The sequence below is a fragment of the Flavobacterium rakeshii genome (assembly GCF_009741375.1).
In the GTDB taxonomy this organism is placed as follows: domain Bacteria; phylum Bacteroidota; class Bacteroidia; order Flavobacteriales; family Flavobacteriaceae; genus Flavobacterium; species Flavobacterium rakeshii.
Window position 1 is genome coordinate 143,888 of record NZ_WOWP01000001.1, and the last position, 13,451, is coordinate 157,338.

General features: G+C 37.9%; 16 protein-coding genes. 11 read left to right on the forward strand and 5 right to left on the reverse strand.

Annotation, left to right across the window (positions count from 1 at the left end; all coding sequences use genetic code 11):
• Window positions 1–136: 136 nt before the first annotated feature.
• Window positions 137–838 carry a LytR/AlgR family response regulator transcription factor gene (locus GN157_RS00730; protein ID WP_035132898.1) on the forward strand — a complete coding sequence of 234 codons (702 nt, stop codon included), beginning with the start codon at window positions 137–139 and terminating at the stop codon, window positions 836–838.
• Here the strand turns inward: GN157_RS00730 and priA are convergent.
• From priA to nadC, 4 genes are all read right to left on the reverse strand, one after another.
• Complete coding sequence (gene priA / locus GN157_RS00735; protein WP_157481227.1) at window positions 835–3,285, reverse strand: replication restart helicase PriA; 2,451 nt, start codon at window positions 3,283–3,285, stop codon at window positions 835–837. The genes GN157_RS00730 and priA overlap by 4 nt on opposite strands.
• A 187-nt stretch (window positions 3,286–3,472) precedes the next feature.
• Window positions 3,473–3,901 (reverse strand): DUF2147 domain-containing protein, encoded by a 429-nt coding sequence (locus GN157_RS00740; protein WP_157481228.1) that lies wholly within the window; start codon window positions 3,899–3,901, stop codon window positions 3,473–3,475.
• Window positions 3,902–3,922: 21 nt separating this feature from the next.
• On the reverse strand, window positions 3,923–4,849 hold the full coding sequence (locus GN157_RS00745) for a YihY/virulence factor BrkB family protein (protein ID WP_157481229.1): 927 nt from the start codon (window positions 4,847–4,849) through the stop codon (window positions 3,923–3,925).
• Window positions 4,849–5,706, reverse strand: a complete 858-nt coding sequence (nadC, locus tag GN157_RS00750) for a carboxylating nicotinate-nucleotide diphosphorylase (protein WP_157481230.1) — start codon at window positions 5,704–5,706, stop codon at window positions 4,849–4,851. The genes GN157_RS00745 and nadC overlap by 1 nt, the downstream gene beginning before the upstream one ends.
• 121 nt (window positions 5,707–5,827) lie before the next feature.
• Between nadC and GN157_RS00755 the strand changes: the two genes are divergently transcribed.
• The 4 genes from GN157_RS00755 (at window position 5,828) to rlmH (ending at window position 7,856) form a co-directional block, all read left to right on the forward strand.
• A complete protein-coding gene (locus tag GN157_RS00755; protein ID WP_157481231.1) occupies window positions 5,828–6,322 on the forward strand; it encodes a hypothetical protein in 495 nt (164 codons plus the stop codon).
• 3 nt (window positions 6,323–6,325) lie between these two features.
• Window positions 6,326–6,805: a hypothetical protein gene (locus tag GN157_RS00760; RefSeq protein WP_157481232.1), complete on the forward strand. Its 480-nt coding sequence runs from the start codon at window positions 6,326–6,328 to the stop codon at window positions 6,803–6,805.
• A 7-nt stretch (window positions 6,806–6,812) separates the two neighbouring features.
• Window positions 6,813–7,316 (forward strand): hypothetical protein, encoded by a 504-nt coding sequence (locus tag GN157_RS00765; protein ID WP_157481233.1) that lies wholly within the window; start codon window positions 6,813–6,815, stop codon window positions 7,314–7,316.
• Between the two features lie 66 nt (window positions 7,317–7,382).
• Entirely contained in the window at window positions 7,383–7,856 is a 474-nt protein-coding gene (rlmH, locus tag GN157_RS00770; protein WP_157481234.1) for a 23S rRNA (pseudouridine(1915)-N(3))-methyltransferase RlmH, read from the forward strand.
• Between the two features lie 36 nt (window positions 7,857–7,892).
• Here the strand turns inward: rlmH and folP are convergent, their stop codons facing one another.
• Window positions 7,893–8,714 carry a dihydropteroate synthase gene (folP, locus tag GN157_RS00775; RefSeq protein ID WP_157481235.1) on the reverse strand — a complete coding sequence of 274 codons (822 nt, stop codon included), beginning with the start codon at window positions 8,712–8,714 and terminating at the stop codon, window positions 7,893–7,895.
• Between the two features lie 87 nt (window positions 8,715–8,801).
• On the opposite strand from folP, the gene GN157_RS00780 reads away from it, so the two are divergent.
• From GN157_RS00780 to tpiA, 6 genes are all read left to right on the forward strand, one after another.
• The gene (locus GN157_RS00780) at window positions 8,802–9,344 is read left to right on the forward strand and encodes a DUF1599 domain-containing protein (RefSeq protein WP_157481236.1); all 543 of its coding nucleotides are present in this window, start codon (window positions 8,802–8,804) and stop codon (window positions 9,342–9,344) included.
• Window positions 9,345–9,407: 63 nt separating this feature from the next.
• On the forward strand, window positions 9,408–10,508 hold the full coding sequence (locus GN157_RS00785; protein WP_157481237.1) for a BT_3928 family protein: 1,101 nt from the start codon (window positions 9,408–9,410) through the stop codon (window positions 10,506–10,508).
• A 12-nt stretch (window positions 10,509–10,520) separates the two neighbouring features.
• On the forward strand, window positions 10,521–10,736 hold the full coding sequence (locus tag GN157_RS00790; protein WP_157481238.1) for a hypothetical protein: 216 nt from the start codon (window positions 10,521–10,523) through the stop codon (window positions 10,734–10,736).
• A 205-nt stretch (window positions 10,737–10,941) separates the two neighbouring features.
• Complete coding sequence (locus tag GN157_RS00795; protein WP_157481239.1) at window positions 10,942–12,018, forward strand: ABC transporter permease; 1,077 nt, start codon at window positions 10,942–10,944, stop codon at window positions 12,016–12,018.
• A 126-nt stretch (window positions 12,019–12,144) separates the two neighbouring features.
• A complete protein-coding gene (locus tag GN157_RS00800) occupies window positions 12,145–12,645 on the forward strand; it encodes a TlpA family protein disulfide reductase (RefSeq protein WP_157481240.1) in 501 nt (166 codons plus the stop codon).
• A complete protein-coding gene (gene tpiA / locus GN157_RS00805; protein ID WP_035132933.1) occupies window positions 12,645–13,397 on the forward strand; it encodes a triose-phosphate isomerase in 753 nt (250 codons plus the stop codon). The genes GN157_RS00800 and tpiA overlap by 1 nt, the downstream gene beginning before the upstream one ends.
• Window positions 13,398–13,451: the final 54 nt, after the last annotated feature.

Sequence of the window (13,451 nt, forward strand, 5' to 3'; positions counted from 1 at the left end):
TAGTCAATAATATTTATCCTGCAAGCGCAAAAATTAGTTTTTTAAAAGTTAAAAAGTAGATTTTTTATCTATATTTGTATTTATCCAAACTAAAAAACCAAAAAACATTGCTAAACGTTACAAACCTAATTGAATCATGAAACTAAACTGTGTTGTTGTTGACGATAGCACAATTCATAGGATCACGATTGCCAAGCTCGTAAATGATCACCCAGATCTTAACCTGGTAGGTGATTTCTCTAATGCATCGGAAACACGGAATTGTATTCTAACCAAGCCTGTTGACCTTTTGTTCCTGGATATTGAAATGCCGGTTCAAAGCGGGTTTGATTTGCTTGACGGACTTAAAAAAAGACCGCAGATTATTGTGGTGTCCTCCAAGTCAGACTATGCCCTTAAGGCTTTCGACTATGCTGCTATCGATTATTTGCATAAACCCATAACCAAAGATCGTTTTAACAAGGCAGTACAAAAAGCACTCGACCTGCAAAGCCTTAAAAAAGAAAACACGGAAGACGACGGAGAGTTTATCTTTATTAAAAGTAACCTTAAAAACTTCAAGATATTTATTTCAAAAATCAAATGGATTGAAGCCTATGGTGACTATGTAAAGATTATTACCGAAGAGGAAAACCACCTTGTACTCTCAACCATGAAATCTTTTGAAAACGAACTTCCTGACGACAAGTTTATGCGTGTACACAAGTCATTCATTATAAACATTGACCGTGTAGAACGCTTTAACAGTAAATTTGCCGAAATAGGCCCTGTGAAAATACCACTAAGCAGGAACAAAAAAGAAGAACTGGCTAAAGCCCTTAACAAGGCTTCTTCTTAATAAGGATCTACGTTAACCGAAACCCTTATTGACTTATACTGAGGTATTGCGTCAAAACTGTCCAGAATTTTTACTATTGCTCTCTTGGTGCCCCAAATTGAATTACCCTGTGGCAATTTTATCATTATAGTACGTATGTACTCATTCCTTATTCTGCTTATAGCAGGCTCCTCGGGCCCCAACACCGGGATATTAAGGTTTTGCGACAATACATTATACAGCCACAACGCCCCATTTTTTAGTTTTTCATAATCCCTTTGCTTTAAGGTTAGCCTTATTAACCTATAAAACGGCGGATATTTAAAGTTATGCCTTTCATACACCTGCTCTTTATACATGGCAGGATAATCATTATCTGTTACCTGCTGGATTATATTGTGTAACGGATTATAGGTTTGTATAAGTACCTTCCCCCTTACATCTTTACGCCCTGCCCTGCCGGCAACCTGTACCATCATTTGGTAAGCTCTTTCAAAAGCCCTGAAATCAGGCTGATACAGCATATTATCGGCATTTAGTATTCCTACCAGGCTCACATTATCAAAATGAAGCCCTTTGGCAAGCATTTGCGTACCTACCAGTATATCTATCTCCCTGTTTTTAAAGGCATCTATTATTTTTTCGTAACCAAATTTACCACGCGTGGTATCCTGATCCATTCGCCATACATTTTTTGTAGGAAATAAACCTTTCAGCTCCATTTCAATTTGCTCGGTACCGAAGCCTTTAGTAGACAAATCGGTTGAATGACACTGATGGCAGTGTGTAGGGTTAGCAATATTATAACCGCAGTAATGGCAACGCAACTGGTTTTTAAACTTATAGTAGGTTAAACTCACATCACACTGCGGGCATTGTGGCACGTGTCCGCACGCCATACATTCAACCCAAGGAGAATACCCCCTCCTGTTCTGGAAAAGTATAACCTGCCTGCCCTCACTAAGCGCTTCGGCAATAGCCTCATTTAGGGTATCGCTAAAATGCCCCGTCATTCGCTTGCGTTTGTACTTATCCTTTATATCCACCAAAACTATTTCGGGCGGTAATACCTTACCGTAACGTTCGGTTAGCTGTACATAACCATACTTACCTCCTGTAGCATTGTAATAGGTTTCTATACCCGGTGTAGCCGAACCCAGTAGCACTTTAGCATCATACATACCTGCAAGCACTATGGCTGCATCGCGAGCATGATAACGCGGCGCCGGATCCTGTTGTTTAAACGTTTGCTCATGCTCCTCATCAATCACAATAAGCCCAAGGTCATTAAACGGCAGGAATAAAGCCGACCTCGCCCCTATTATTACACGGGCTTTCTCTGAATCTTCCAGCACCTGCTGCCAGGTCTCTATACGTTCGTTATTGGTGTATTTGGAGTGAAATACCGCAACCTGATTACCAAAGTAAGCTGTTAGCCTTACTACCAGTTGGGTTGTAAGTGCAATTTCGGGTAAGAGGTATAGCACCTGTTTACCACTTTTTATAAACTCTTCAATGAGTTTAATATATATTTCGGTTTTACCGCTGGAGGTGATACCATGCAGCAGTGTTACCTGAAAGGTATCAAAACTTTGTTTAACCGACTCAAAAGCTTCCTGCTGTTTGTCACTCAACTGAAAGCCCGAATTATCATCTTTCTCAAACTGAATACGATCTTCCTCAAGAATATATTCTTCAAAAACACCTTTATCTACCAGTGATTTTATTACAGCTGCCGATGTGCCCGACTCCTCGGTAAACTGTTTTTTGCTTATCGGTTTTTTATCTCTTGCCTGCAACTGGAAGTAATACATTACCGCGTCCCTTTGTTTTTGAGAACGCGACAGCAACTCCATAAGTCCGCTTAACTGATCCTGCTGTAAAAGTTCCTGTGGCATCCTGATATAGCGAATGGTTTTAGGCTTATACTTTTCGTTTATTTCCTCCTGTAGTGAAATAGCATTTTTAGCTATCAGCTTATTGATTACCGGAAGCGTTGTTTTTTTATTAAGGATAGCCGACACTTCCTGCACTTTTAATGCCGATTGTTTTTGCAATGCTTCATACACCAGGTATTCGTCGTCAGAAAGTTGGGTATCGCTAACATCAAAATCCTTTTTAGAGGTAATAAGCGTTTCACTCTCCAGTAAGAAACCACTTGGCATAGCCGACTTATATACATCACCTATATTACACATGTAGTAAGAAGCTATCCAGTCCCAGTGCTTTAGTTGGGTTTCGGTAACAATAGGAAAATCATCCAATATTTGGTGAATTTCTTTTGCCTGATATAACTGTGGCGGATTTTGGTGTAGGTCGGTCACCAGTCCGGTATAAATCTTATTACGTCCAAACGGAACCGCCACACGCATCCCTTTTTTAATAAAACCATACTCAGCCTCGTTTATGGCATAGGTAAAAGGTTTTGGCAGAGATAATGGTAAAATTACTTCTATAAAAAAGGGCATACAGGCTTATAATTAGATTTGAATACAAATATAAAACAACTGGATATATATTAAGCCTTTCGGTATTGAGATTCCTCCCTCCGCATCAGAAGAACAAATTCAGCGTCATTCACAGATGAAACAAAACATCATTAAATAAAAAAACACTCCGTTATGGAGTGTTTTTTTATTGTATTTGTTTTCAATATTATTTTACTCTGTGCCATGTTTGAGAACGACCTATAAATGAAAATCCAAGATACCCTCTTACATCAAGCTTATCGTTTCCGTCAAGCTTAATAGTACAACTGTATGTTTTACCTTTATTAGGATCCAGAATATCGCCATCGGTATATTCATCACCGTCTTTCTCTAATCCTTTTATGATTACAAGTCCAAGTATTGGCTTGTCTTTATCACTGCCTTTACACTTTGTACACTTGGCATCTTTTTTTGCCGGGTTAAGTATTTCTACCACTTTACCGTAAACCTTACCGTCTTTTTCATAAATCTCAACGATAGATTTTTCTTCACCGGTTTCATCGTCAATGGTTTTCCACTTTCCGGTTACCTGAGCACCAGCCGAAAATATTCCGGCAATAGCAACAAACAATACTGTTAAAAAGTACTTCTTCATAAAAAACACGTTTAATTTTTACTAAATATATAAATTTTTCCTTTTTAATTTATGAATTAACGCATTTAATTCGAATCCTAATAAAAGAATAAAACAGTTAATCCATATATACAGCATAAGTACAAGAAGCGTACCAATTGCTCCATACAACTGGTTGTACTGGGCAAATCTTATAACATAAATACCAAATACATAAGAGGTTATAACAAACAGTATGGTTGTAAAAACCGAACCATAACTAAAAAAAGCAGCTCCTTTGGTTTCTTTTGCAGCAAACTTAAACAGCATAGAAGTAATGGTTAGTACCATAAGCACCAGGAAGATATACTTACCTATTTCAAGATATATCACATCATCACTAAGCAACCCTCTGCTTTTAAGCTGGGCTATAATTACCTGAAGGATAACAATTGCCGCTACCGTTACTAAAAGTATTGTAGAAAGCACAAGCGACAGCCCTATAGCAAGGGCATACTGCCTAAAGAAACTACGTTTAATGGTAATGTGCAGTGACGACTGAAATCCGCTTAATATAGCGTTCATTCCGTTTGACATAAGCAGTATAGCCAAGAGTATACCCGTGGAAAGCAGGCTACTATAACTGTTTTGCATAATATCTTCCAGTATGGACTCAACAGCACTAAAGGTATTAGGCGGTACGTTTTCGCGTACAAAATCCATAAAGTCGTCCCTAAAACCCTCTATTGGAATTTGTGATATAAGATTAAGAATAAAAAGAGCAAACGGAAACAGCGACATAAAAAAGCTGAATGCAATAGCACCGGCACGGTAAGACACATCGCCTTTTACAATACCGGTTATATAAAGCTCTGTAAGGTGATAAAGCGTTAATCCCTCTCCCCATGGCAGCTTGATACTTTTACCAAGCCTTACCAAATATTTAAGAACAGGGATACGCTCCAGTTTATGTTCCAGTTCTACCGACATTAAAATGCTTTTAAACTAAGGTCTAAATTGTAAATTGAATGGGTTAATGCACCCGATGATATGTAGTTAACACCACAATCGGCATAATGACGCATGGTGTCTTCGTTTATACCTCCCGATGATTCTGTTTGGCAATAGTTACCTATAAGCTCTACCGCCTCACGTGTTTGTTTATAGTCGAAATTATCCAGCAATATACGATGCACTCCCGGATTAGATATTATTTCGCGAACCTCATCAAGATCACGAGCCTCTACAATTATTTTCAGATCAAGATTATTCGCTTTTAAATACTCGTGTGTTTTGGTAATTGCCTGAGTGATTCCGCCAGCAAAGTCAATATGGTTATCTTTTAGCATTACCATATCATACAGCGCAAAACGGTGGTTTTCACCTCCGCCTATTTTCACGGCCCATTTCTCTATGGCGCGTATTCCCGGAGTGGTTTTACGGGTATCAAGCACCTTGGTTCCTGTACCCTCCAGTATATCTACATACTTTTTAGTCTTGGTAGCAATGGCACTCATACGCTGCATGGCATTAAGCACCAGTCTTTCAGCTTTTAAGATAGACTGTGAACTCCCCGAAACATGAAAGGCCACATCGCCATATTTTACAGGTGTACCATCCTGTAAAAACACCTCTATTTCAAGGTTTGGATCTACATAGGCAAATACCTGCTTAGCGAAGTCTACCCCTGCCAGTATACCGTTATCTTTTACCAGTAGTTTGGCACGCCCTGTAGCGGTTGCCGGGATACAGGCAAGCGAACTGTGGTCGCCGTCACCTACATCTTCCCTAATGGCATTGGTAATAATTATATCGAGTTCTTTTTGAAATTGAATATCCGAAATCATGTGTATTTATTATAGTATTGCTAAAGTAGTGGTTTTTTTCGGGAAATGGAAAGGAATGTTTGCAGTGGTAACGTAAGGGTAATTTTCTATATTTGCTTTATAACCATACTTACCACACCAAATGCAAAACCTACTTAACGAGCAAGACTTTGTAAAACCTGTAAAATACAACCCGTGGAAATGGTTTATTACCTGCTATGGGATTTTATTTGTTTTAGTAGCTGCACAAACTTATTCACGATATATTATACCATATAGCAGCAAATGGTATGGCTTTTATACCGTTAGTATGATGTTTGTGGTATTAGGTATTATTAGCGCTCCGTTTATTATGGTTTTTGGTAAAAAAGATACCATTTATCATACCAACTACCCCACACTTATTACTGCCATTACCATAATGCTGTTTAACTCGTGGTTTTTTATTGTATTACGCCGAAATATTCATGAAGCTTTACGTAGTGAAGATTTCACACCCATACTACCCGGACACTTTTTAAAATCAGATGATTTTCGGGCATTACTGGTTTTTATGATTTATGCCGTAGTGTCGTTCATTATTATTTTCTTTATTGTAAGACACAAACGTAAAAAAGCATTAAAAACTGAAATGTAAAAAATGGAAGATTTAATTAAAGAAGAAGAGTTTACTAAAGATTCCGAACCCAGCTTATGGAATCAATATAAAACTTTCAACATAATAGCTGCTTCATTACCTTTTATAGGCATTTTAATTGAGTATATCCTATATAAATCAAACCAAACTTCTGATATTGAACTTACTAGTTATTGGTCGGTTTTACTATTTATCTTATTGCCGTTTGTTGCTGTTTTTTCAAAAAAATACAGTTTAAAACTCTCTTACTCTAAACTGTTGCATGTACTCACTAACTTAGCTATTTGCTTTTATGTGCCGTTTATAATTTTAAAAATAATAAGTTATTATTTGGGTAACGATTCGTTTATTCAAGTTACAGGATCTCTTTTATCTGAAATAATTATAAATGTACTGCTTATGCAGTTTATTGCATTTTTTGATTCGTTAATCCTTCATTTGATTATTGCTTTTATAAACACTGTAACCAAACCAAAAAACTAATCGCTTTATGAACGATTTAATTAACGAGCAAGATTTTGTAAAACCTGTAAAGTACAACCCGTGGAAATGGTTTATTACCTGTTATGGGATTTTATTTGTTTTAGTCGCTGTACAAACTTATTCACGATATATTATACCATATAGCAGCAAATGGTATAGCTTTTATAGAGTTAGTATGATGTTTGTGGCATCAGGTATTATTATTGCTCCGTTTATTATGGTTTTTGGTAAAAAAGATACTATTTACCATACCAACTACCCCACGCTTGTCACTTCCATAGCCATAATGCTGTTTAACTCGTGGTTTTTTATTGTATTACACCGTAATATTTATGAAGCTATTAAACTAAATGACTTTTCTCTACTCCTGCCGGGATACTTTTTTAGAAGATTAGATTTTACAGGATTACTATTTTTAATGGCTTATGGAGCTGTGTCGTTCATTATTATTTTCTTTATTGTAAGACACAAACGTAAAAAAGCATCAAAAACATTTAAAGCACATAACTAAGTTTTCTCATCTAAATAACAGCTTCGGCTTAACTTTGTATCTTTGCCGTTTTAAGCCATATACCCTATGAACATTAAGCTACTCGCTATAGGCAAAACCGATAACAAATCCCTGCAAACTCTTATAGACGATTACACTAAGAGGTTATCGTTTTATGTAAAGTTTGATTTGGAAATTATCCCCGACATCAAAAACGTAAAGAACCTGAGCGAGGCACAGCAAAAGGAAAAAGAGGGCGAACTTATACTATCCAAACTTTCGGCTACCGATCAGCTTATATTACTGGACGAAAACGGAAAAACCTTTACCAGTATGAAGTTTGCCGACGAATTGCAAAAGAAAATGAATTCGGGCGTTAAGACTTTAGTATATGTTATTGGCGGACCTTATGGTTTTTCAGATGCCGTTTACAGTAAGGCTCAGGGTAAAGTGTCACTATCGTCCATGACCTTTAGCCATCAAATGGTACGTCTTTTCTTTATAGAACAACTATACCGTGGCTTTACCATTTTAAGAAATGAACCTTATCATCATCAGTAATAGTTAATTTGTTTATTTGAACACTCTCCATAAAGTTTAACCCAGTGTTTTAAACAGCTTCACTGTTTCTACCGCTTCCTTCACATCGTGTACCCTTAAAATATTGGCACCTTTGGTTAGTGCAACCATGTTTAGTGCTGTAGTTCCGTTTAAGGCTTCCTGCGGAGTGATCCCCAGCAGTTTGTATATCATGGACTTTCGTGACAGTCCTGCCAGTATAGGCAATTCAGTCATTTTAAACAGTTCCATTTTATTAAGTACTTCATAGTTTTGCTGTAATGTTTTGGCAAAACCAAACCCGGGATCTATCACTATATCATCAATACCATAACTACGGGCTTCGGCTACCTTTTGGGAAAAGTACAACAGCATTTCCTTTATAATGTCATCATAGTCGGTTAGCTTAACCATATCCTGCGGAGTACCACGCATGTGCATCATAATGTAAGGTACTTTTAGTTCGCCTACCGTTTGTATCATTTTATCGTCCAGGCTACCGGCAGCAATATCGTTTACAATAGCAGCACCCGCCTCAACCGCTGCTTTGGCTACCTTAGCCCTAAACGTATCTACAGAGATTATCGCCTCCGGAAAATGCTTTAAAACCAGCTCTACAGCAGGCACCATGCGTGCCAGTTCTTCCTCCTCACTTACAAACTCGGCATTAGGTTTAGTAGAATATGCTCCTAAATCAATAAAATCGGCTCCTTCACTCAAAATACGGGCTGCCTGTCGGGTAAACTCGGCTTCAGCCTTATACTTCCCTCCGTCAAAAAACGAATCAGGGGTACAGTTTAAAATCCCCATAACTTTGGGTTGTGTCAAATCTATTAGCCTGCCTTTGCAATTGATGGTCATATTTACACGGTATTATTAAAAAAGCGCCTTTGGGAGTTGGGGGCTTTTTAGTACATTTGAAAAAATTTCAAGCAAATATACACCGAAATGAGGAATACTTCTCAGGAATACGACAACGTAATTGCCCACTGCAGGCAACTGTACATAAACAAAATGAAGGATTATGGCAGCGCATGGCGCATTTTACGCCTGCCTTCACTTACCGATCAGATTTTTATTAAGGCGCAACGAATCAGAAGCCTTCAGGAAAATGAAACCCGTAAGATAAACGAAGGGGAAGCGTCTGAATTTATTGGGATTATCAACTATTCCATCATGGCACTTATCCAGATTGACCTTGGCATTGCAGAGCAACCCGATCTTGATGTAGATACAGCTACCAGGCTATATGACGAAAAGGTAGCCCTTACCAAAGAACTGATGGAAGCCAAAAACCATGACTATGGTGAGGCTTGGCGTGATATGAGGGTAAGCTCCCTAACCGACCTTATTTTACAAAAAGTACTTCGTGTAAAGCAAATTGAAGACAATAAAGGTAAAACCTTAGTGTCTGAAGGGATAGATGCCAATTATCAGGATATGATAAACTATTCGGTTTTTGCCCTAATCCACATGAAAGCACACCAATAACAACTCATTAACAAATAGAAGGAACATATCTTTTATTTTTGAGGAAAACTATACCATACTATCATGAAAATAATTACACACATTTGCAGGGTACTCGTAGGAGTATTATTTATCATATCGGGACTTATTAAGTTAAACGATCCTATGGGATTCTCCTTTAAACTGGAAGAATACTTTGGCGCCGGTGTGCTTAATATGGAATTCCTTATTCCGTTTGCTCTTGCCATTGCTGTGTTTGTCGTGATATTTGAAGTGATTTTAGGCGTAATGCTACTGGTAGGTTTTAAATCGCGTTTTACCACTTGGAGCCTACTGCTCATGATAGTGTTTTTTACCTTCCTTACCTTCTACTCTGCTTACTTTAATAAAGTGACCGACTGTGGGTGTTTTGGTGATGCCTTAAAGCTTACCCCTTGGGAATCGTTCACTAAAGATGTAGTGTTGCTTGTACTGGTATTAGTACTGTTTTTCAATAAAAACCTTATTAAACCTATAGCAAAGCCAGCAGTAATCAATACTGTAGTGCTAGTAAGTTTTGTGTTTTGTGCCTGGTTTGGTTACCATGTGCTTAACCACCTTCCTGTAAAAGATTTCAGGGCTTACAAAGTAGGAACCAACATACAAAAGGGTATGGAGATACCTGAAGGTGCTCCAAAGTCGGAATACGAAATGGTATTTGTTTATAAAGTAAACGGTGTTGATACCGAGTTTACCGATAAAGAACTGGATAAAATTCCTGCTGATGCCGAGTTTGTAGACCGTATGGATAAACTTGTAAAAGAAGGTTATGTTCCGCCAATTCACGATTTCTCTCTTGAAAGAGACGGTGTAGACCACACTGCAGAGTTACTGGAAGATCCTAAAGTAATACTTATCATATCGTACAATCTTGATAAAGCAAGTGCCGACGGACTTGCAAAACTGAACGACTTTGCTAAAAAAGCAGGCGAAAGAGGTTACAAAGTAGTAGGTGCAACAGCATCTGACGAAACAGTTATTGCTGACAAAACAGCTAACTATAACCTTAATTTCGACTACATGTTTTGTGATGCCACTGCTCTTAAAACTATTATCAGGGCTAATCCGGGTATAGTGGTACTAAACTATGGTACTATAGTGCAAAAAGCACACTGGAATGATATTGACGAAGTTTCACTACCATAATACCACAACACTATGTCAAACTCTAAACAACCCAATACTTTAAAACCATTTTTAGGTATTGCTTTCTTTTACTTTTTGGGTTTTATGCTAACCCGTAAAGGATCGACAGATACTACCATAGGCACTATAATGATGGTTCTCGGATGGTTGTTGCTTGTAATCTCTATGGTACTTGCTATAATTTTTATTTTCCGGGTTTTTAAAGACGCTTTTAATAAAAAGAAATAAAGTTTGAGATGAAAATTTTTAAATCATATCTGAGTTTTTTACCACTATGCCTCGGCTTGTATCATCTATTTATAGCAAAGCATGATTTAAGCACATACAATGGGGGGTTCATGGTAATAATAGGATTACTGCTTACAGTAAATTATGGGTATAATTTTTCAAAATGGCTTTACTCAAAACTTTATCCAATAATTAATAAAAATAATTGATAAAATACCTTCTATACAAAACAGGATATGCACTGTTAACCCTTTTTGGGGTTGTTACAGTGATATTCTTTTTGTTTACGGTATTACCCGGCGATCCTGCCCGCATGATGCTGGACCAAAATGAAAACAGCGAGCAACTTGCCATTATCAAAAAGAAGTACGGATTTGACCAGCCTGTTTCAAAACAGTACCTGTATTATTTAAATGACCTTTCTGTACTGTCATTTCACAGTAGAAACCCAAACGATTACACTTACCTTACGGAAGGAAAATACAATGCAGCCAAACTGTTTATCATAGGCAACACTACTACCGTACTGAAAACACCCTACCTAAGGGAAAGTTTCCAGAAAAACGGAAAAAAGGTAACTCAGGTTATAGGCGATACATTACCCAATACCGTAGTACTGGCAACTTCTGCCATTATTATTGCCATAATAATAGGGATAATACTGGGTATACTCTCTGCCCTTTACAAAGACACCTGGATAGACAGGCTTATTGCTCTTGTAAGTACACTGGGTATGAGCGTACCTTCTTTCTTTGCGGCTATATTATTTGCCTGGGTATTTGGTTTCCTGTTACACAAATACACCCATTTAGACATGACAGGCAGCCTTTATGAAGTTGATGACTTTGGCGAAGGCAAATACATAAAATGGAAAAACCTTATTCTCCCTGCCATAGTGCTGGGTATACGCCCGCTTGCCGTAGTAATACAACTTATGCGTAACTCCCTGCTTGAAGTTTTCAGTCAGGATTATATCCGTACAGCAAGGGCAAAAGGATTAAGCGAAATACGTATTATAAGGAAACATGCCCTTAAAAATGCGCTTAATCCGGTAGTTACAGCTATTTCGGGATGGTTCGCCTCCATGCTTGCCGGAGCCGTTTTTGTGGAATACATTTTTGGGTGGAACGGATTGGGTAAAGAAGTTGTAGAAGCCTTAAACACGCTCGATCTTCCGGTCATAATGGGATCAGTACTGGTAATTGCAGCTACTTTTGTTGTTATCAATATCCTTGTCGATATTATTTATGCCTACCTTGATCCAAGAATACGATTAAGTTAAGGCTAACTCCCTTTTTACGAAAACGATATAATAGTTTTTCCTGCTTAAATCCTACCAAATATTTCATTTTTAAACGATATTTGTTCGGTCAGTTATTGTAAATTTGTTACTCTTAACAACAAAAAAATGAAAAAACTACTGATATTACCAGTGCTTTTATTCGGACTTTTTTCATGTGCGCAAAATACGCCTACAAACTTTAGTGAGCAGGCTTTAAGCGATAACATGAAATCGACCGACGGTACAGAAGTTACCTTTAAGCAAATACTGGAAAAACATAAAGGAAAAACCATAGTAATAGATATTTGGGCATCATGGTGCCCTGACTGTATTAAAGGAATGCCAAAGGTACACGACCTGCAAAAACAGTTCCCGGATGTTACATACCTTTTCCTATCGTATGACAGAACTGAGGAAGCATGGCTAAAAGGCATTGAGAAATACAATGTACAGGGAGACAACTACCTTATTGGTTCAAAATGGAAAGGCGGCGCTTTTAGCGAGTCGGTTAAACTGGACTGGATTCCGCGTTACATGGTAGTAGACAAAAAAGGAAACATAGCACTTTTCAGGGCTATTGAAGCCGATGACGAAAAACTTATATCGATATTAAAACAACTGAAATAATGAGAAAAAAAATAGTTGCAGGTAACTGGAAAATGAATAACGACAGCCAGCAGACCCAAGCTTTGCTAAGCGACATTTTAAACAAAAGACCACAAGATACAGCTACTAAAATTGTAGTAGCGCCAACATTTGTAAACCTACAAAGCGCTGTAATACAAACTAAAGGCAGCAATGTAATTGTAGCAGCACAAAACATGCATCAGGCAGAAAGTGGTGCCTTTACAGGTGAGATTTCTGTAGGGATGCTAAAAGGTATTGATGTAAACACTGTTATTTTAGGTCACTCTGAAAGAAGGGCTTACTTTGGTGAAACCAACAGTATACTAGCCGAAAAAGTAAATACAGCTTTAAAACACAACCTTACTATCATTTTCTGTTTTGGTGAAGAACTTGCCGACAGACAAAGCGGAAACCATTTTAACGTGGTAGAAAGCCAGTTAAGAGAAGGTTTATTCCATATTGGTGAAAGCCAGTGGACCAATGTTGTATTGGCTTATGAGCCGGTATGGGCTATTGGTACAGGCGAAACCGCTTCTCCGGAGCAGGCACAGGAAATGCACAACTTCATCAGGACGCTTATTAAAGAAAACGTAAGTGCCGATGTATCTGAACATACTTCTATCCTTTACGGAGGAAGCGTAAAGCCGGACAACGCTCAGGAGATTTTCTCTAAGCCTGATGTTGACGGCGGACTTATAGGTGGTGCAGCGCTTAAAGCTGACGACTTCCTTGCTATAGTAAACGCTATCTAATTATAATAAACACAACAAACATGTTTGAAAAGCGGTAACAATTGTTACCGCTTT